At 34.3% G+C, this 19,960-nt stretch carries 16 protein-coding genes and 1 tRNA gene; 16 read left to right on the top strand and 1 reads right to left on the bottom strand.

Going from position 1 to position 19,960, the window contains the following annotated elements:
- Positions 1–100 precede the first annotated feature (100 nt).
- The 12 genes from QLQ95_RS14355 to QLQ95_RS14300 all read left to right on the top strand — a co-directional run bounded on the left by QLQ95_RS14355 (position 101) and on the right by QLQ95_RS14300 (position 11,222).
- Positions 101–739 carry a peroxiredoxin gene (locus QLQ95_RS14355; RefSeq protein WP_012024184.1) on the top strand — a complete coding sequence of 213 codons (639 nt, stop codon included), beginning with the start codon at positions 101–103 and terminating at the stop codon, positions 737–739.
- Between the two features lie 186 nt (positions 740–925).
- Positions 926–1,234, top strand: a complete 309-nt coding sequence (locus QLQ95_RS14350; RefSeq protein WP_007805605.1) for a thioredoxin family protein — start codon at positions 926–928, stop codon at positions 1,232–1,234.
- A 110-nt stretch (positions 1,235–1,344) separates the two neighbouring features.
- On the top strand, positions 1,345–1,602 hold the full coding sequence (locus tag QLQ95_RS14345; protein WP_008462029.1) for a DUF6952 family protein: 258 nt from the start codon (positions 1,345–1,347) through the stop codon (positions 1,600–1,602).
- A gap of 839 nt (positions 1,603–2,441) precedes the next feature.
- Positions 2,442–2,939, top strand: a complete 498-nt coding sequence (gene tpx / locus QLQ95_RS14340; protein ID WP_095931755.1) for a thiol peroxidase — start codon at positions 2,442–2,444, stop codon at positions 2,937–2,939.
- 13 nt (positions 2,940–2,952) lie between these two features.
- On the top strand, positions 2,953–3,327 hold the full coding sequence (locus QLQ95_RS14335; RefSeq protein ID WP_095931756.1) for a diacylglycerol kinase family protein: 375 nt from the start codon (positions 2,953–2,955) through the stop codon (positions 3,325–3,327).
- An 18-nt stretch (positions 3,328–3,345) separates the two neighbouring features.
- A complete protein-coding gene (locus QLQ95_RS14330; RefSeq protein WP_482500353.1) occupies positions 3,346–5,799 on the top strand; it encodes a DNA translocase FtsK in 2,454 nt (817 codons plus the stop codon).
- A 73-nt stretch (positions 5,800–5,872) separates the two neighbouring features.
- Entirely contained in the window at positions 5,873–6,499 is a 627-nt protein-coding gene (gene lolA1, locus QLQ95_RS14325; RefSeq protein WP_465254288.1) for an outer membrane lipoprotein periplasmic chaperone LolA1, read from the top strand.
- 8 nt (positions 6,500–6,507) lie between these two features.
- Complete coding sequence (locus QLQ95_RS14320; RefSeq protein WP_250835139.1) at positions 6,508–7,962, top strand: LptF/LptG family permease; 1,455 nt, start codon at positions 6,508–6,510, stop codon at positions 7,960–7,962.
- A gap of 2 nt (positions 7,963–7,964) precedes the next feature.
- A complete protein-coding gene (gene ribB / locus QLQ95_RS14315) occupies positions 7,965–9,098 on the top strand; it encodes a 3,4-dihydroxy-2-butanone-4-phosphate synthase (protein WP_172426962.1) in 1,134 nt (377 codons plus the stop codon).
- 1 nt (position 9,099) lies between these two features.
- Positions 9,100–9,498 (top strand): acyl-CoA thioesterase, encoded by a 399-nt coding sequence (locus QLQ95_RS14310; protein WP_320495669.1) that lies wholly within the window; start codon positions 9,100–9,102, stop codon positions 9,496–9,498.
- A gap of 151 nt (positions 9,499–9,649) precedes the next feature.
- Positions 9,650–9,737, top strand: a tRNA-Ser gene (locus tag QLQ95_RS14305).
- A gap of 261 nt (positions 9,738–9,998) precedes the next feature.
- Entirely contained in the window at positions 9,999–11,222 is a 1,224-nt protein-coding gene (locus tag QLQ95_RS14300; protein WP_482500352.1) for a site-specific integrase, read from the top strand.
- Between the two features lie 477 nt (positions 11,223–11,699).
- Here the strand turns inward: QLQ95_RS14300 and QLQ95_RS14295 are convergent, their stop codons facing one another.
- Positions 11,700–12,722 carry a PDDEXK nuclease domain-containing protein gene (locus QLQ95_RS14295; protein WP_482500351.1) on the bottom strand — a complete coding sequence of 341 codons (1,023 nt, stop codon included), beginning with the start codon at positions 12,720–12,722 and terminating at the stop codon, positions 11,700–11,702.
- Between the two features lie 837 nt (positions 12,723–13,559).
- Between QLQ95_RS14295 and QLQ95_RS14290 the strand changes: the two genes are divergently transcribed.
- The 4 genes from QLQ95_RS14290 to QLQ95_RS14275 are packed head-to-tail and all read left to right on the top strand — an operon-like array spanning position 13,560 to position 19,640.
- Positions 13,560–14,933 (top strand): hypothetical protein, encoded by a 1,374-nt coding sequence (locus QLQ95_RS14290; protein WP_482500350.1) that lies wholly within the window; start codon positions 13,560–13,562, stop codon positions 14,931–14,933.
- Complete coding sequence (locus QLQ95_RS14285) at positions 14,906–15,577, top strand: chromosome partition protein MukE (protein WP_482500349.1); 672 nt, start codon at positions 14,906–14,908, stop codon at positions 15,575–15,577. The genes QLQ95_RS14290 and QLQ95_RS14285 overlap by 28 nt, the downstream gene beginning before the upstream one ends.
- Positions 15,574–18,726: a hypothetical protein gene (locus QLQ95_RS14280; protein WP_482500348.1), complete on the top strand. Its 3,153-nt coding sequence runs from the start codon at positions 15,574–15,576 to the stop codon at positions 18,724–18,726. The genes QLQ95_RS14285 and QLQ95_RS14280 overlap by 4 nt, the downstream gene beginning before the upstream one ends.
- The gene (locus QLQ95_RS14275; protein ID WP_482500347.1) at positions 18,723–19,640 is read left to right on the top strand and encodes a hypothetical protein; all 918 of its coding nucleotides are present in this window, start codon (positions 18,723–18,725) and stop codon (positions 19,638–19,640) included. The genes QLQ95_RS14280 and QLQ95_RS14275 overlap by 4 nt, the downstream gene beginning before the upstream one ends.
- Positions 19,641–19,960: the final 320 nt, after the last annotated feature.

Genomic DNA, 19,960 nt, shown 5'->3' with positions numbered 1-19,960 from the left:
TTTATCAACTTATAAATTTTTATAATCACATCTTATTGTAAGAACCTGTACTTATGCCCTACTTTTGCACCAAATAAATTTTTAACGTAAAACGAATATTATGTCTTTAGTAGGAAAAAAATTCCCAAGTATTGCAGTAGATGCTATCTCAGAAATGGGTGACAATTTAAAAATCAACATTTTTGAAGAAGCAGTAAACAACAATAAAAAAGTACTTTTATTTTGGTACCCAAAAGATTTTACTTTTGTATGTCCAACTGAATTACACGCCTTTCAAGCTGCATTACCAGAATTCGAAAAAAGAAATACTATCGTAATTGGTGCTTCTTGCGACACAAACGAAGTTCACTTTGCTTGGTTAAATACTCCAAAAAACAATGGTGGAATCGAAGGTGTTACTTACCCAATCTTAGCTGATACAAACCGTAATTTAGCTAACATTTTAGGTATTCTTGATATCGAATCTACAAGCTATAGCGAAGATACAGATTCAGTTATCATCGAAGGTTCAAACGTAACTTACAGAGCTACTTACCTTATTGACGAAACTGGAAAAATCTTCCACGAAAGCGTAAACGATATGCCATTAGGACGTAACGTAAACGAATACTTAAGAATGGTTGACGCTTACACTCACATCCAAACTAAAGGTGAAGTTTGTCCTGCAAACTGGGAAGCTGGTAAAGAAGCAATGTCTGCAGACAGAATCAGTACTGCTGAATACTTAAGCGCAAACTAATTTTTAATTAGTTTCTAAGATACTAAGATGCTAAGGTTCTAAGATTTTCTCTTAGACCTTAGTAACTTAGAAATCAAATCCTCTCTCAAAAAATCTCAAAAAAATTATAGTTGCTAAAATCCACAAAGGTTCAAAAAATCAGAACCTTAGAATCTTAGCACCTTAGAATCTCAAAAAATAAAACTTATGTTAATCGACTTAAACGAAGATACGTTAGCAGATTTAGTTGCTAAAAACGAAAAAGTAGTAGTACAATATTCAGCTTCATGGTGTGGAAATTGCCGTATTATGAAACCAAAATTCAAAAAACTAGCAACAGAAAATGAAGCTATTACTTTTGTTTTGGTTGATGCAGAAAATTCTCCTGAATCAAGAAAATTAGCTAATGTGAGCAACTTGCCAACATTTGCAACTTTCGTAAACGGACAATTAGTTGGCGAAACGCAAACCAACAAACAAGAAGTTTTAATTGACTTGGTAAACGCAATTGCTTAATTTTAGATCGTTAGACTTACTTAGATTTTAAGACAACTTAGATGTTGTAAAAAAAATTATAGAAAGTCTAAGAAATCTAAGCAAGTCTAAAAATCTAAGAAATCTACACTATGAAATTACCAGTAATTAAACATTTAACGCAATTCATCGAAGAAAACGATCAAGATTATATCATTGAAACGATCGAAGTTCTAGAAGCAATGACTGAAATTCCTTCTCTTAAAGACGAAGAATTAGACGTAATTGGCGAATTGATTTCGAATATGTACGGCGCACTTGAAGTGCAAAAATTGGTTGCTCAAGGAACAGATAAAAAAGAAGCTTTAAATACGTTCATGAAACGTGTTTTAGGTTCAATCGATAAGTAAATCGTCTTCCTCCCAAAGGATAAATAAAAAAACAAAGCTGAGAAAGCGTTTCTATCTGGAGACGCTTTTTTTAGTTTACAGTGTTCAGGTTTTAAGTATTCAGTTTTTTGTATTCAGTTTTTTGTATTCAGTTTTTTGTATTCAGTTTTTTGTATTCAGTTTTTTGTATTCAGTTTTTTGTATTCAGTCGCAGTATTCAGTCGCAGTATTCAGTCGCAGTATTCAGTCGCAGTCTCTCGAAATCTTTGTCAGGCTGAGCGAAGTCGAAGCCCACGTAAACCAAATCGACAAAGATTATCAATTTAAATTGAAGAGTTACTTGTGTGGGCTTCGACTCCGCTCAGCCTGACAAGCCTAAGCTAAATCTAAAATCTACATTCTAAAATCTAAAATCTAAAATAATCAGGGCGAGACAGTATTTTAAAAAACGGGCAAACATAATTTATCTTAATTCTCCCGCTTTCCCAAATGCTGTCGGGATATCCGCGCTACTTCGGTAGCCAGCTCCTATCCCTCTCGCTGCTAAACGGTTTCAATAGACGCCATATAATTATTGACCAAAATTGTCAGGCTGAGGCAAGTCGAAGCCCGCGCAAAGTATTTCCATAAAGACCAATGACTAAGTTTGCGGAGCCGCTTGCGTCGGCTTCGACTTGCCTCAGCCTGACAGACGTAACAAAACTAAAATCTACCCTCTAAAATCTAAAATATCTAAAAAAATTAGTGAATTTGTAGCCACCCAAAAACCTATCTTAATCTCTCCTTAAACCCATAACAAATACTTTTAGATTCAAATATTAATCCTTACTTTTGAGCCTCATTAATTTTAAACAAAAATCATGGCATCTATCACATTAGGAGGAAATCCAGTTCATACATCAGGCGAATTGCCAGCAGTTGGATCGCAATTAGCTGACTTCAAATTAGTTCAAAACGATTTATCAGTTGCTACATTAAGCACTTTTGCTGGTAAAAAGTTAGTTTTAAATATCTTTCCAAGTGTAGATACAGGAACTTGTGCTGCATCTGTTAGAAAATTCAACCAAAGCGCAAGCGGATTAGAAAACACAACTGTTTTATGTATTTCTAGAGATTTACCTTTTGCTCAAAAACGTTTTTGTGGTGCTGAAGGTTTAGAAAATGTAGTAAACTTATCAGATTTTCAAACTGGTGCTTTTGGAAAAGCAAACGGATTAGAAATCGTTGATGGTCCTTTGGCAGGTTTACACTCAAGAGCAATCATTGTTGTTGATGCTGATGGAAAAATCGTTCACACAGAACAAGTTGCAGAAATTGCAAACGAACCAAATTACGAAGCAGCTTTAGCAGCACTATAATATTTTCCCTTAAATGGAGTTTCAAAAAGATAATACATTTGTTACAGGTAGGTTAAAAAGCATGACTTATGCTTTTAACGGAGCTGTAAAATTGATTAAGACAGAACACAGCATCATGGTACAATTCTCTCTGGGAATTATCATGACGATTGCTGGATTCTATTTTCATATTTCTCAAACCGAATGGCTGTGTCAGACACTGGCCATTGGTTTGGTTTTAAGCATTGAAGGATTAAATACGGCAGTTGAAAAAATTGCCGATTTTATCCATCCTGATTACAGCAAACGAATCGGTTTTATTAAAGATATTGCTGCTGGAGCGGTATTTTTTGCCGCAATGACTGCAATTGCAATAGGCTTGATTATTTATATCCCAAAATTTATTTAGGCAAAGGAAAACGCAAGAATGGCAAAAAATAAAAAAGAAACTGTAGATAAAAAAAACGAAAAACAGGAAGGAGTTAAAAGATCATTTAAGATGTCTAAACAGCAAAGATTTGTTTTAGGATGTCTGTTGGTACTTTTTTCTATTGCACTATTGGTCGCATTTATTTCTTTTTATGTAAACGGACAATGGCAAAATGACCAAAGTGTCGTAAATCAGCTCGGTGATCGTGCCGAAGTTGCTGAGAATTGGCTCGGAAAATTCGGAGCTTATCTTGCCGATTTAATTATCTATAGAGGTTTTGGACTAGCCTCTTTCATTTTTGTACGTTTGTTTTTCCTTACCGGAATGTTTTTAGCACTGGAGCTTTCGACCCAAAAACTAAAAAACACTTGGTTCTGGGACATTTTTGCTATTATTGTTGTTTCTGTACTATTTGGTTTCTTCGCTACTTCTGCACCAGAACTAGGAGGAACAATTGGTTACGAATTAAATTTATTCCTTCAAGATTATATTGGAAAAACAGGTACACTTCTTACACTGCTTTTTGGTTTAATTATCTATTTGATTTTCAAAATCAAATTATCGCCAGAAAAAATCCAATCGTATTTTGATTCTACTAAAAAAGAATTCAAATCAGAATTAGACAAGTTAAAACCAGCTGCAAATCAGCCTGAAAGCGCTTATAATCTAGAAGAATTTGCTATTAAAGAAGAAGTTGAAAGTGACCCTGAAATAGATGATATTCATATCAAAACAGTTGACACGCAGTTTGAACTTAACAAAGAAGCTTTAAAGCCAACTATTTCTCATTCATCAGAAATTGAGCTAAATCCAATTTTAAAGCCAATTACCCCAAAACAAGAACTACCATTAGTTTCTCCTGATGAAGCGTTTGTAATTGAAAAAGCAGAAGAAGAAGATATTATCGAAGAAAACTTAGCTTCTCGCTTAGTTGCCGATTTCGGATTATTTGACCCAACTCTGGATTTATCCAATTACAAATTCCCAACTATTGATTTATTAAAAGAATATTCGACTGGCGGAATTACAATCAATCAGGAAGAATTAGAAGAAAATAAAAACAGAATTGTAGATACACTTCGTAACTACAAAATTGAAATTGCACAAATCAAAGCAACCGTTGGACCATCGGTTACTTTATATGAAATTGTGCCGGAGGCAGGAATCAGAATTTCTAAAATTAAGAGTTTAGAAGATGATATTGCTTTATCATTATCAGCATTAGGAATTCGTATTATTGCGCCAATTCCAGGAAAAGGTACCATCGGTATTGAGGTTCCGAACAAAAACCCTACTATGGTTTCTATGAAAAGCGTTATTGGAGCTGCAAAATTCCAAGAAGCCGAAATGGAACTGCCAATTGCTTTAGGAAAAACCATCTCAAACGAAACTTTTGTTGTCGATCTTGCTAAAATGCCTCACTTATTGATGGCTGGAGCAACGGGACAAGGAAAATCGGTTGGATTAAATGCGGTTTTAACTTCGCTATTATACAAAAAACATCCAGCCGAAGTAAAATTTGTTTTGGTCGATCCGAAAAAAGTAGAGCTTACGCTTTTTAACAAAATCGAAAGGCATTATTTAGCTAAACTTCCTGACACTGAAGATGCTATTATTACTGACAATGCAAAAGTTGTCAATACTTTAAACTCACTTTGTACCGAAATGGACAATCGTTATTCTTTATTAAAAGATGCGATGGTTCGTAATATTAAAGAATACAACGATAAATTCAAGTCTAGAAAATTAAATCCAGAAGCTGGTCACCGATTCTTACCTTACATCGTTTTGGTTGTCGATGAGTTCGCCGATTTGATTATGACTGCAGGAAAAGAAGTTGAAGTTCCGATTGCTCGTTTGGCTCAATTAGCCCGTGCCATTGGTATTCACTTGATTATTGCAACACAAAGACCATCGGTAAACGTTATTACCGGTTTAATTAAAGCCAATTTCCCTGCCAGAATCGCATTTAGAGTAACTTCTAAAATTGACTCTAGAACGATTTTAGATACGCAAGGAGCCGACCAGTTAATTGGACGAGGAGATTTATTATACACAAACGGAAACGACGTAATTCGTGTGCAATGCGCTTTCATTGACACACCAGAAGTTGAAAAAATCACCGATTTTATTGGCGGACAAAAAGCATATGCCACAGCTTATTTGCTTCCAGAGTTCGTTGGAGAAGAAAGTGGCATTAATCTTGATATAGATATTTCCGAAAGAGATACTTTATTTAGAGAAGCGGCAGAGATTATTGTCAATGCTCAGCAAGGTTCTGCTTCTTTATTGCAACGAAAATTAAAATTAGGATACAACAGAGCTGGTCGTTTGATCGATCAACTTGAGGCAGCAGGAATTGTTGGTCCGTTCGAAGGCAGTAAAGCACGCAGTGTAAACATCTTAGATTTAAATGCTCTTGATCAATTTTTTAATAATGAACAAAATTAATCCAATCATGAAAGCAAAAATTCAAGAAATCAACAACAATTCTATCACAAACATGACTAAAAAGTGTTTTCAAATGGCAGTTATTTTGCTTTTGAGCTTCACTTCTATTCAGGCTCAAGATAAAAAAGCGAAAGATTTATTGAACGAAGTGACTTCTAAAATAAAGAGCTACGACAATATTGTTATCGATTTTAAATATTCTTTGAATAATGCCAAAGAAAATATCAATCAAGACAGTAAAGGAAACGTAACGATGAAAGGAAATCAATATGTTTTGAATTTTATGGGCGTTACCAAAATTTTTGACGGTCAGAAAACCTATACTATTGTTCCTGAAGACGAAGAAGTTACTATTTCTAAAGTAAACGAGAAAGATGATAATGCTATCACTCCTTCAAAAATGCTTACTTTCTTCAATTCTGGCTACAAATACAACATGGACATTGTTCAGAATGTAAAAGGAAGAAAAATTCAATACATCAAATTAGTTCCTACAAGCGGAAAAGACCAAAGAAAAGAAATTTTGTTAGGTATTGACGTTCAGACAAAACACATCTATAATTTGATTGAAACTGGAAAAAACGGAACAAAAACAACTTTAACCGTTAATTCTTTTAAAACCAATCAGCCTTTATCAAAAAATCAATTTACCTTTGTAGCGAGTAAATACCCGAAATACTACATCAATAAATTAGATTAATCAGAAGGTTGAAAATACTAGACAAATACTTATTAAAAACATTCTTATTTACATTTACTACGGTATTTGTAATCTTATTTTTCATATTCATACTTCAAACAGTATGGCTATTTATTTCAGAACTAGCAGGTAAAGATCTCGACTTAACATTGGTCGTGAAATTCCTGCTTTTTTCTATGCCACGAATTATACCGCTGGTTTTACCGTTATCGGTTTTACTAGCCTCTATTATGACTTTCGGAAATCTTGCCGAAAATTATGAGTTCGCAGCCATGAAATCTTCAGGAATCTCACTGCAAAGAGCAATGAGAGTACTGATTATTTTTATTTTCGTTTTAAGTATTGTGGCATTTTGGTTTGCAAACAATGTCATTCCGTATGCCGAATATAAATTTGTCAACTTTAGAAAAAACATCGCACAAGCCAAACCTGCGATGGCTATTGCCGAAGGTCAGTTTAATGATGTCGGCACTTACAACATTAAAGTAAACAAAAAATCTGGCGAAAATGGTAATCATCTAACTGGTGTAACTATTCACGAGAAAGCGAATAATATGGGTGAAAACAAAACCGTAATTAAAGCTAAAACCGGTGAATTAGTCAGCAATGAAAAATCTAGTATTTTAAAGCTAGTTTTAAATGATGGCTACTACTACCAAGACGTTACTCCAAAAAAATATGAAGATCGTGCAAAAATGCCTTTTATAAAAGGTAAGTTTAAAACACAGATCATCAACATCGATTTATCTGAACTTAATAAAGTTGATGACAGCAAAGAAAGCATTGCAGGGACAAATGCAATGTTGAATGTTAACGAATTGCGCTATACTCTAGACTCCTTGAGTAAAAATTTAGATAACGAAATTGTTTCTTTTTCTGAAAACATTAATCAACGAGTTGGCTTTAAAAAGTTTTTTACAGATTCGCAAAAAAACATCAAGAAGAAACCGCTTCCAAACGATCTTTTATCTATTTATTCGAACAAAGAAAAAGTAGATGTTTTAAAAATGGCTGGAAGCAATGTTACAAGCAGCATCTATTCAATTGAGACTACTCAACGAGATTTAAAAGACAAACAAAGAGAAATCAACAAGCATTTGACTGCTTTGTACGAGAAATTTGTAATTGCCTTTGCTTGTTTCTTAATGTTCTTTATTGGAGCTCCACTTGGTGCTATTATTAGAAAAGGAGGATTGGGACTTCCTATTGTATTTGCAGTTTTAATCTTTATTACTTTCCATTTTATTAATACTTTCGGAAAAAGAGTATCTCAAGAAGGCGGTATGACTCCATTTTTAGGATCATGGATGTCCTCTTTTATTTTGTCGCCTCTTGCCATATTATTAACCTATCGTGCAACAAACGATAACGGGTTAATTAATTTTGATGCGATTACAACTCCTATTTCACAACTATTTCAGAAAATCTCTGAGCGGTTTTCACCTGCTCAAAAGCAAAAATAATTATGTCAACAACAAAAATACAACTGAATACCATTGAAGAAGCTATAGAAGATATTCGTCAAGGTAAAGTAATCATTGTAGTCGATGATGAGGATCGAGAAAATGAAGGTGATTTTTTGGCTGCTGCCGAAAAAGTGACTCCAGAAATGATCAACTTTATGGCTACTCACGGACGCGGATTGATCTGCACACCACTTACAGAAAGCCGATGCAAGGAGTTGGATCTTCGTGCAATGGTTACCAACAATACAGATCACATGGAAACTGCTTTTACGGTTTCTGTTGATTTAAAAGGTCAAGGAGTTACAACTGGAATTTCTGCAGCAGATAGATCAAAAACAGTTCAATCTTTAGTTGATCCAAATACAAAACCACATGATTTAGCTCGTCCTGGTCATATTTTTCCTTTAATCGCTAAACAAGGCGGTGTATTAAGAAGAACTGGACATACTGAAGCAGCAATTGATTTTGCACGTTTGGCAGGATTTAAACCTGCTGGTGTAATCTGCGAAATTTTGAACGAAGACGGAACAATGTCTCGTTTGCCAGAATTGATTAAAGTGGCAAAAAAATTCGATTTAAAATTAGTTTCTATCGAAGATTTAGTCGCCTATAGAATGCAGCACGATAGTTTGATTGTTAAAAAAGAAGATTTCGATATCGAAACTCGTTTTGGAACTTTCCGTTTAAGAGCTTACGAACAAACTACCAACAAACAAATTCATATTGCTTTAACTAAAGGAACTTGGAATCTTGGCGAACCTATTTTGACCAGAATTCACTCTTCTCAGGTAAACAACGATTTATTGGGCACATTGACTAATAATGCAGAACAGCAATTAGACGATATGTTTAAAGTGATTAATGAAAACGGAAAAGGTGCCGTTATCTTTATCAATCAAGATATGACTGCTGTAAACCTTTTGAACAGAATTTCTGAGCTTAAAACATTACAATCTAACGGAACTTTAAAAGCTCCAAAAGTGATTATTGACAGCAAAGATTACGGAATCGGAGCTCAAATTCTTCATGATATAGATATTTCTAAAATAAGATTGGTTTCGAATACAGAACAAACAAAACGAGTGGGTATGATTGGATACGGACTTGAAATTACAGAATACGTTAATTATTAATATGGGAACAATAGAAGAAAGAATTCAAAAATCGGAAACTCGTATTTTTAAAGCCGTTTTCCCTAGTACAACGAATCATTATGATACTTTATTTGGAGGAACTGCTCTTCATTTAATGGATGAAGTTGCTTTTATCTGCGCGACTCGATTCAGTCGTAAAAAAGTAGTTACGATTTCTACAGGACAAATTGATTTTAAAAAAGCAATTCCTGCAGGTACTTTAATCGAATTAGTAGCAAAAGTAGATAGCGTTGGAAGAACTAGCTGTAAAATTCACGTTGATATTTTCATGGAACAAATGTATTCTGAACTTCGCGAAACGGTAGTTTCAGGAACTTTTTCGTTTGTTGCTGTTGACGAGCACAAAAAACCAACGCCAATTTTAGACGATTTAGATTAATTTTTCAAAAAACATCACTTTCGGAAATACTGATAATTAGACACTTGAAAAATATCTTAAAAAACTTCAAAAAAAAGTCCGGAAAAAGTTTTTATAACCGAAAAACCGTCTTATATTTGCACCCGCAATCAGGCAATGATTGCGACATACTGGAGAAATGGCAGAGCGGTCGAATGCGGCAGTCTTGAAAACTGTTGACTGTAACAGGTCCGGGGGTTCGAATCCCTCTTTCTCCGCCAGTAGAAGTTTCAAAAGAAACTTTAAAAGTCAAAAGCCTTTAAACACTAGTGTTTAAAGGCTTTTTCATTTTTACACACTTTTCAAAAAGCACATGTTTTATCAAAGAATGGTTACCCTATTAGTTACCCTGTCTTTTTTTGAATCTTTTTTCTCAAAAAAGGGTAACTAAAAAGAAAGAATTCCCCGGGAATTCCCTGCTGTCAATGGGCTCTCTTAAAATTTTTAATTCAATTTGATTATTAATTTTAAAACTAGATAGAATGTTAAAAGTAATTTTTTACCAGAAATCCGACAGAGCAAACAAGAACGGCGAATCTCCAATCTATGCCCGTTTAAGCTACAATGACAAACAAATTTCCATGTCAACCGGACAAGGCATTTCAAAAGAAAGATGGGCCAGCACTAATAACCTTAGAAACCAGCTTAAAATTGAAAAGGAAATAGTAATCAAAAACCTGCTTGATCTTTTCCATCTCAATGCAGCCAAAAAATTTACTGAACTCTTCAGAATCGATCCCGAGGTTGACCTTCAATTATTAAAAGCTGAACTCACAGGAAAAGCCAAAATCGACCAGCCTGAGGGCCCAACCATAATTGAAATTATGGAAACATACAATATATTCTTCACTAAAAGAGTCAATTCTGGAGAACGCGCATCGGCTTCACTGCAGAAGTACAAAAGAGCGAAGGATTTGCTTTTGGATTTCATTACCATTACCTACAAAAAGGAAGATATGTCCGCATCTGAAATATCAAGTTCATTTGTCTTTAAACTGGAACAGTTCCTTAAGTACGAGAGCAGTTTTAAAGACCAGAAAGGCATCAAAAACAATTCAGTGGTAAAATATATGAAAATGTATAAAACTGCCTGCAATTATGCGATTAAAATGGATTTGATTATAAAAAACCCATTCAACGTTTATGACGGAAGGTTAAGCGTAAAAGATGCTGTCTTCCTAACCCAGCTGGAACTGAATACAATCGAGAATAAAATATTTTCAACGCCCCGTCTGGAAAAGGTCAAGGATATATTTCTTTTCAGCTGCTATACAGGATATGCGCCCGTCGATGCAATGGATCTGACCGAAAGAAACTTATCCGAAGATTCAAATGGGAACTTATGGATTATGACCAGCAGAGCCAAAACTGCCATTAGAGCCAATGTGCCTGTGTTACCAACCGTTGAGAAAATTATTTCTAAATATAAAAATCAGCACAAAGGTCTTATCCCGAAAATATCCAACCAGAAAATGAATGCTTATCTTAAGGAAATAGCTGACACCTGCGGCATAGACAAACATCTTACATGGTATGTTGCCAGACACACTTTTGCTACCACTGTAACTTTAGGAAATGGGGTAAGGCTTGAAAACGTATCGGCTATGATGGGACATACCAATACTAAACAAACCCAGCATTATGCAAAGGTTTTGGATGTCAACATAATGGAAGATATGGAGAAACTGAAATCTAAATTTAATTAATATTTTTTTAGAAAGAGATCCCTTAATTTGCAACCTCTTTTAAACTTTGATCAAATTTATAACAAAAAATCAAAGCACTATTTGTCGGACATATAAATAAAATGAAACGAACCCTACAAAAACATTTCAAATTGTGTCCGCACTGCAGACACAATTGACATGGACGAAAAAGTTATATTCCTTTTATTTTTTTTAGTGAATAAAGATTATCCAAATCTCTCAACAGTGTTGAGAGATTTCAGCTAAACAGAGATTTTTAATTTGCAGGTTGACGGATAAAGGTTTCAGCTCGGAAACGATAATCACCACATTTAACAGCAATCTACTACAAATTGAATAAATCTATTATTTCTAGACATTTCTAATTACGTCCGCAGTGTGGACGCAATTAGAAACAAATAAAATTGCTTTATTTCCCAATTAATAATTTTTTAATTTCAATTGTGTCTACAGTGTAGACATAATTGGATTTGAAATTTATTCAGAAAGATATTTTCGTTCTATTTTTTCTTTTGCTTCGGTTAATAACGAATGAATTTTTTCTTCAAACTGTTTTTTAGGAGGCAAATCGGTCCAGTACTCAGCAACTATTATTCCGTCTTTATGCATTTCAAGTAATTCAATTTGTTCACGACTGCTTTCCGCGCACAGTATTAATCCAATTGGTGTTTTTTCGCCTTCTTGCTTTTCATACTTATCCAGCCATCTCAAATACAACTCCATTTGTCCTTTATGTTTAGCCTGGAATTTCCCTAATTTTAATTCAATTGCAACTAGCCGCTTTAATTTACGATGATAAAAAAGCAAATCTAAATTGAAATCTTCGCCATCTATGATCATTCGTTTCTGACGCTCCACAAATGTAAATCCTTTTCCAAGCTCAAGAATGAATTTTTCTAACTCATACAATATTGCCTGTTCTAAATCCTTTTCTAAATAGCCATTCCCTAAATTTAAGAAATCCAGTAAATATGGATCTTTGAAATTATATTGTAAATTATTATCAGAAGAAGGTATCTGTATGTTTGCTATTTCTGTACGTTCAAAAGTTTTCTTTTCTATTTGTTTTCGCAACTCCCTTACACTCATTAATTGACTGTTAACCTGATTTGCATAAAAAATCATGGCATCATGATTTTTTATGGGTAATAATTCAATAAAGTGTGACCAGCTTAATTTTTGTGACAATGCTATCACCATTTGCTGATCTGAAAATTGTTCTGCAAAACGAAGCATTCGTCTCAAATTTTTTTCAGTAAAACTTCTACCATATTTAGTTTCTAATTGTGCCGACAGTGTCGGCACAATTTGTTTTCCATATTCAGCACGCTTATTTTGAAGTATCGTTTCATTAATTCTAAAACCTATCTGCCAAAAAAGCAATGTCAAGGTAGCATTATTTTGAACGATAACCTGCTTTTGACTTTGCTCTACAAGTTGAGATAATTCATTAAGTAAATCAATTTCAATAAGTGTTATATCATTTTCTTTATTCGCCATGATGCAATTATTAATAATAAGTGACGTAGAATGTTTCTTACGAAAACAAAAATACTAAAACTAAATTAGCCCAGATATAAATGTAATTTCAAATTTTACTTTAAGACCACCACAATCATTTAAAAATGTAAAAGGAACAATGTAATTTAGAATATAATTAACATATGAGAAATCAAAAAAGTTTTTAATAGAGTTGCTACCTTTTTTGCGACTAAAAATAAAGTCATTTTAAAAAGGATTTGCACCTGAGAAAATCAAAAATTAAACTTGGAGTTGATACATTACTTGCTACTAAAAGTTTTGGACTCGATACTATTTCTACCGCAAACAGTAAGGTGAATATTGTCGTTTTTTTCATCGAGATAAGTTTTGTGGCAGAATCGTGGCACTTGCAGTTATGCAAAGATTTAAGCATGCCTAATCGTGCTCCTTATCCTCAGAAGCATAAAATTAATCTGCCCAGACACAGGATGAGCAGATAATATTTTTTCCAGTTTAATTCAAAACTTAGAAATGCTCTTACCGTTCAGCAGAAAATACAAATTCGAGCATCGAAAAACAAGTACTTATACTTATTGTGCCTCATTTTGAAAATTACTTTCTTGTTACGGTTTTCCGTAAGGAGATATAATAATTTTTAAAGTTATTTACACGGAAAGTATTTCTGTTTCTCCAATTTCTGGTTGCATATCCAGAATTTTGGGTAATATTAATTTTCATAGCCTGTTTACGAAAATAATGCTAAATTTATCACAATTAACTTACAATACATTTTATAAGAATTTCTCTATTTGTATTATTATTTTTGAACCCAGTAGTAACCGTTTTTGAAAAGTAATGAATAATCAGCTTCAAAATATTTACCAATCTTACGAACTTTTGCTGCCAAGCAAGGAGGATGGAATGGTAATTTTTCTCCTGCACCAAAAAATAAAACAGCAAGAAATTGAAGAACCGTTCAGTTATGGAGACTTCAGGCAGATCGTTAAGGAAGTTGCAGATTGGTCACCGGGTGGCATACCGCGTTCTGAAACTTTATTAAAAAATTTTCTTAATAATTTTATAGAGAGGCCAGCAGATCAGAAAAATGGTTACAAATTGACAGAATATGCCTTAAAGTTTATTGCAATGGTGGATCATAAGCTTAACAATCCTTACAGGACATTTCCTTTGAGAAAAAGCTTTGAAAAATATACATCCTTTCAAGCAGGTGAAATCCAGAATATTTTGGAACTTGAAGGTTGGTACGAGCAAGGCTTTAACAATATCAGCAGACAGAACATTGTTGATCACCTGGAAGCACTTAAAGATGTAGTCAGCCAGTCCGTCAGGGAGCTTGGCCTGATCTTACAACAGGAAAATATCGATATAGTAAAGATTGTATCAGATTTTGCAGAAATTTTCACTGGTTTAAATGAAAAAACGGAAGAAATCAGGGACACTTTAAGATTAGGGAATCGTCTTGAAAGAGAACTCCAGCAAGTAGTCGATCATTTTTACTCTCTACTAGATAAAAACAATAATGCTGAATCAATCTCCGATCCATCTTTGTACAAAAAAGCTTCCAAAGATTATGAAAATGCACAAAGGATACAATGGGAAGTCAATACTTTTTTTATGGTGATTGGTGGAAAAATTGGGCAGTTAAGAGAAAAAATTGTTTTTGCCAGTAATAAGCTTAACGACTTGCAACATAACTTTCACTACCAAAGCAGTTACAAGCTTAATATAAAAAAAATGTTGCATTTTGTGTTAACAGAATCCCGTTTTAACAGGGAAGGTCCTGAACTGTCGGCTAGCTTTCCCCGCAAATCAATTCCCTTTGAGTCATTCAAGATAACAATGGTTAATCATATGGAAGAATTTTCCCCTAAAAAAGTTATGGTTACCACAACAGTAATTGACACGGAATACCAGAAATCAGAGAATGCCAAAATTGAAAAGGATATTGCGCGACAGGAAAGAATTGTGGAACTCGTAAGCTATTACAAAGAATTGCTCGCCCTAGATAAACAGATGGATTTTACAGAGAAATTTTATCTTATCCTGGAACAGCATAAGGATGTGGAAATAGCTCTTAACGTAAGCTATGAATTATTGCTCTTCGCCCATCATTCAAAAGAATACAAGGTTAATATTGACCAAAACCTATTAATGAATTCCAAGGACAAAAAAATATACTCATGGCAGACGGATATAGCAAAGAAATAGATTTCACATTTTTATCTGAAGAAGCGGCACAAAATTATTTTGCTGACCTAAATATTGAACTACTCAGAGGCACACACATACAGAAAGAATCGTACTACCTATTTTCCCTACTGCAGGACAAGGAAAGTGAACTTCGCAACTACTACAACTCCCTATATGGACTTGAACTGATCAGAGACAGGCATAACAACGAGACTTTCTATTATCTCGACACACTAGATGGAAAAGGAAAATTATCACGACAGGACAGGCATCGGGAGCTTTCACCTATGAACATCATCACCGGTATCATGTTGCTTAAAATGTATTACGACAAATATTTCGAATTGCAGAAAACCGTAATATGGCAGGATATTCAACATCACATTATGGAATCAGAATATAGTGATAGTTTTAAGAAAGTTTTCTTTGAGGAAATCAGGGAATTTTACAGCGATGCCGAATGGGAAACCGTTAGGAAGAGATTCTTAAAATGTGTGCGTGAGTTTGAAGTTTTAGGCTGGGTTTCAAAAATATCATCTTCTGAACATGAAATACATTTTGTGATCCGCGAAAGCATCAGCCGCTTTGCAAAACTTTATGAAAAAGAGTTACAGCATTTTGATGATTTTGTTGCAAGCTACTTTAATCAGAAAAAATCATGAATAATCCAAAAATATATTCGCTTTCAACTGTAGGAATTGTAAAACATTATAACCAAGATTATCTATTACATGAGCAAAGGACAGATTTTACAGGAAACAATGGGATAGGTAAATCTATCTTGGCCGATCTTATCCAGCTTATATTTATCCATGACGACAGCTTGATCGAATTTGGGACAGACAGTATGGACAAAGATGGAAGGAGTGCCTATACATTACCTAAAGATACCAGCGAAGGATATGCCTTTATGAACATTGAGGTGTCTGAGGATGCATTTATAACTATTGGGGTGTGCATTCCTAATAAAAGAAGTAAGAGACTAAAACCTTTCCTTATATTAAAAGATCTGGATCTTGATAAAAATATTGAAGAACTAACCTTTCCTTCATCACAGCTGCCCTTTCACAACAAATTCATTAACCAGGGACAGTTCCTTGGTCTTACAGACCTTACCCGGCATTTTAGGGATGAGCACACGCTCTGCCTGCAATACTTTATAACTAATGACGACAAGAATCGCTATTATTCCTTTTTATATAAAAAAGATATACTTTCCATCAATCTTAGTATCAGGAGTAATCTTAAATCATTTGCCAAAATCATACAGTCTTTTTCAAGGGCAAAATCACTGAATCTTAAGAGTTCTAAAAGCCTTAAGGACTTTATCTTTGAGGATACGGAAAAAGACTATCAGGAATTGTTCATCTCACATAAAAAAGAGCTTGAAAGGCAAATACAAGAGTACAAGTCATTGGAAAAAGAAATAGAAGAGCTCGAAAATAAGCAGGCTTCACTTACTCATTTGAAAAGCCTTGAGGACGAAAAAAGAATCGCACATCTAATTTCAATAAAATCCGAAATATATCAATTAAAAAGAAACAGAAACAGTTCGATGACAAAATACAATGCAAGTCGAAGCTCACTGGAAGGATTTAAAAAAGAATTTAATGTCCTTAGAGCACGCGAACCAAGACTCTCATTTATTTTATCAAGCAAAGAAACTACAGTTTCACTCCTTAATGATGAAGTTAATGCGCTTAGAAAGCACGAAGAATACAGTAAAGAAATAGAGAAACTGCAAAAGGAAAAAAATAGTCTTGAAGATTGCGATGCCCCAATAGTGGGTACATTTGAAAAAAATGATATCAACACAGATGATTTCCAGACACTGGATCTAATTAAAAGGATCAATGAATTTAAAGATATTTTTATTCAATATGGCTCTGTGCCAGATATGCTAGCAAAGGTTGAGCAACAAAAGTCAGCTCTATCGAAACATAGGATCGAACTCGAAAAGGAGTTTGCAGCTAATGAAATAATTATCTCTTTAATAAATCTGCGTGAGGACGGCTCAATACTTTCGCAGGTTATTGAAAAAAAACAGAGTCTTTCCTCAGGGCAGGAAGCTACAGTATTCAACATGATCAGTACGCATTGGGGCAAACCTTCAAATCCTTCTGACGGAACAATGTATACGGAGAGTTTAAGTGCATTCTCCGAAGAAAAAATAATCCCGGATCAGGCTTCCGGAGGATACTGGCTAAGGATGGGACAAATAAACCGATTTATACCACCACTGCAACAAGCTCCACTATTTAACGATACCGAAAAGTTGGATCAGGCTTTAAAGAATATGGAATCAACAATTACTATAGCCAATTCTATACTTCAGACAGAATTAAAAGCACTGGATGATTTTGAAAGGGGTGGCAGTTTTCAAGCTGAAAAAATCAACCTTGATTATCAGCTTGACCAGCGATTGAAGGATTTTACGGCATACGAAAATTACGAGAAGACTGCTTACCTAATTTCAAAACTAGATGAGAGATTTGATAAAATCGACCAGGAAATTCAGAATTGTAAAGACAAACAAAATGAACTTGGGCTTACAAGCCGAATCGACTTATCAAAATCTGTTGAGTTTTATGAAAAGGATCTTACAGCAAAGAACAAAAATCTTATAAAAATCAGTTCACAGATTGCTACTGAAGATACAAGGATCAAAACGCTGAAGGATGAACTCATCCCATCAATGGAGTCAAAATGTTCTGCAGATGAGATTGATGTAATTAAATTTACTGAAAAATATGACCAAAAGCTAACGGATTTTAAAAAGCTCTATCCTGAAGAAGATCCGAAAAACTATGATCAGGGTTCAATACGCACAATATCTTCTGAAGAGTTGGTCCAAAAGTATCAGTCCGCACGGGAAAGATACAACCAAGAGTACATGCTGATTGTCGCCAAATTTGAAGATACATCCAACGAAAAAAATACTGAAGTCAATGACCAAGTAAACCAGTTAAAATATAATTTTCACATTTTGGAACAGGCTCTGTTGGGATCAAGAATCAAACATATTGACAACATCACAGAAATATTAAGGGAACTGAATGGCTCACGCCTAGGTATAGTAGAAGCGATATTTGAAACTATGTTGGAAATCTTTTCACAAACAAGTAAAAAGTTCAGCCAGTACCGATCTGTCATCAATGGATTAAATGAATTTTTCAAAGGAAAAGTCATCAGTAATAAATATTATTTCCAAATTCAATTTGAACCTCGGAAAGACTTTACCATTGATTGGATCTATAAACTTCAAGACGAATCTGCTTCTGCTTACAAGTCTGGTGAAATAGCCTTTTCAGATATATCTGTAGAGAGCTTTGTTGAAGACTTTTTCAAGAAAGCGACAGGTATCAAACGCGGGATTAAATTTTCTGACCTTCTTGATCCCAGAACCTATTTCGAACTGAATACTAAATTAGAAAATGAGTCAGGAGATAAAGAAACACCAGGTAGTACAGGAGAAACTTATTCCGCCTTGGTGCTCCTTGGCATAGGAAGGCTTTCAAAAGTACAATCGGACAGCAAAAAGGGAATAAAATTCATTATCCTTGAAGAGACTGCTAATCTTGATGCCACAAACTTTGGAACATTTCCTGATCTCGCAAAAGAACATGGCTATCAGATAATAACAATGACACCAAAGCCTTATGGTTCCGACTCAGAAGACGGCTGGATTATGCACCACTTAATTCCTGGCAAAATCGACACTGACATCAATTTTCCGATTCCCAGCAGTTATGTAAAAACCAACAGAACATCTACTCCCCTGATAGAATATATTAAATCGCAAAAAAAATGAATTGGATAGTATTAAAATCTTTAAATGAAATTTATACCGAAGGTAAAACCTCAAAAAAAGAATCATTACTTAAGGATCCTTTTGTACTGCATTTGCTTAAAAATACTAAAGAACTCAGAGTATATAAAAACCATATTTTAAAAGGCAGTGGTTTTGAAAAATTATATGAGCATAAATACCTTAATGAATTCAACACGTTCAATACATTCCTTATGGAAAACACACTCCTTAAATCACAGACTAGATTCGAAGAAAAGGACATACGAATACTGATGAGTATAAGGCAGCAAATGGATAGTGGCGAGCTATACGCAGTTAGGGAACAAATTATCGCAAATCAAGAAAGTGTGAGAGGTGTTTCTCTTATGTTCTTTAAGAACGAGAAATATCTTGAAGAGAAAATTTCATTAGTCAATGCCATAAAGCAACTTTTAAAGATTGAAGAGCTGTCAAACGATAAAGATCAGCAGTACCTTTATGTGCTGCAATGTAATAAACCAAACAAAATAGTTCTCTGTGAAAACCTCGATTTTTTAAAGCGCCCTGCAGCTCCAAGGGCTAACAATGTTGAATTGTGGTATGCCGGTGGCAAGAATATTGCAAAACTTGATTACGTTAATACAAGAGATTTACAAATCTACTACTCATGCGACTGGGATTATGACGGATTAAAAATCTTCGAGGCAGTCTTAGAAAAGATTCCGGAAATAAAGCTGCTATATCCCAACGGTGAACACAGAAGTATTGAAATTACAGAACACAAAAGCTTTTGGCAAAACAACACTTTTTCAGGGTTAAATGAGATGGCTTACAATACAGATCAAAGAAATTTAATTAATAAACTGATTGAGAAAAACCAATGGATTATCGAAGAGTCAAATAACCTTATTGACATGCTTTCAACTCATTCATAGCCTTCTGAATATTAAGATGATTTAAGTGAATTCATTTTTAAAATATATTTAATTTTGATTAGACTTGATACATTTTCTGTCACAAAAACCTAAGACGAATTTACAAATAATCTGCTACCCCCAAGTCTTGTGATGTACTCGTGGCTCATAACTTTGAAATGCTTCTTAAATTCATTAAAATCAAACTTTTCTCAACTGAGGTTCGAATGGCAGAGTGTCTCTCGCTCCCCAAAATTAGAAAATCTATTATTAAAAGTAATAGGACGCTTGTTGTTGTTAAAAACTAAATGTTAGTTAGCTGTTTTTTCTACTGATACGAA

The sequence above is a fragment of the Flavobacterium sp. B330r genome (assembly GCF_056824325.1).
This window is presented reverse-complemented; position numbering and strand designations above follow the sequence as displayed.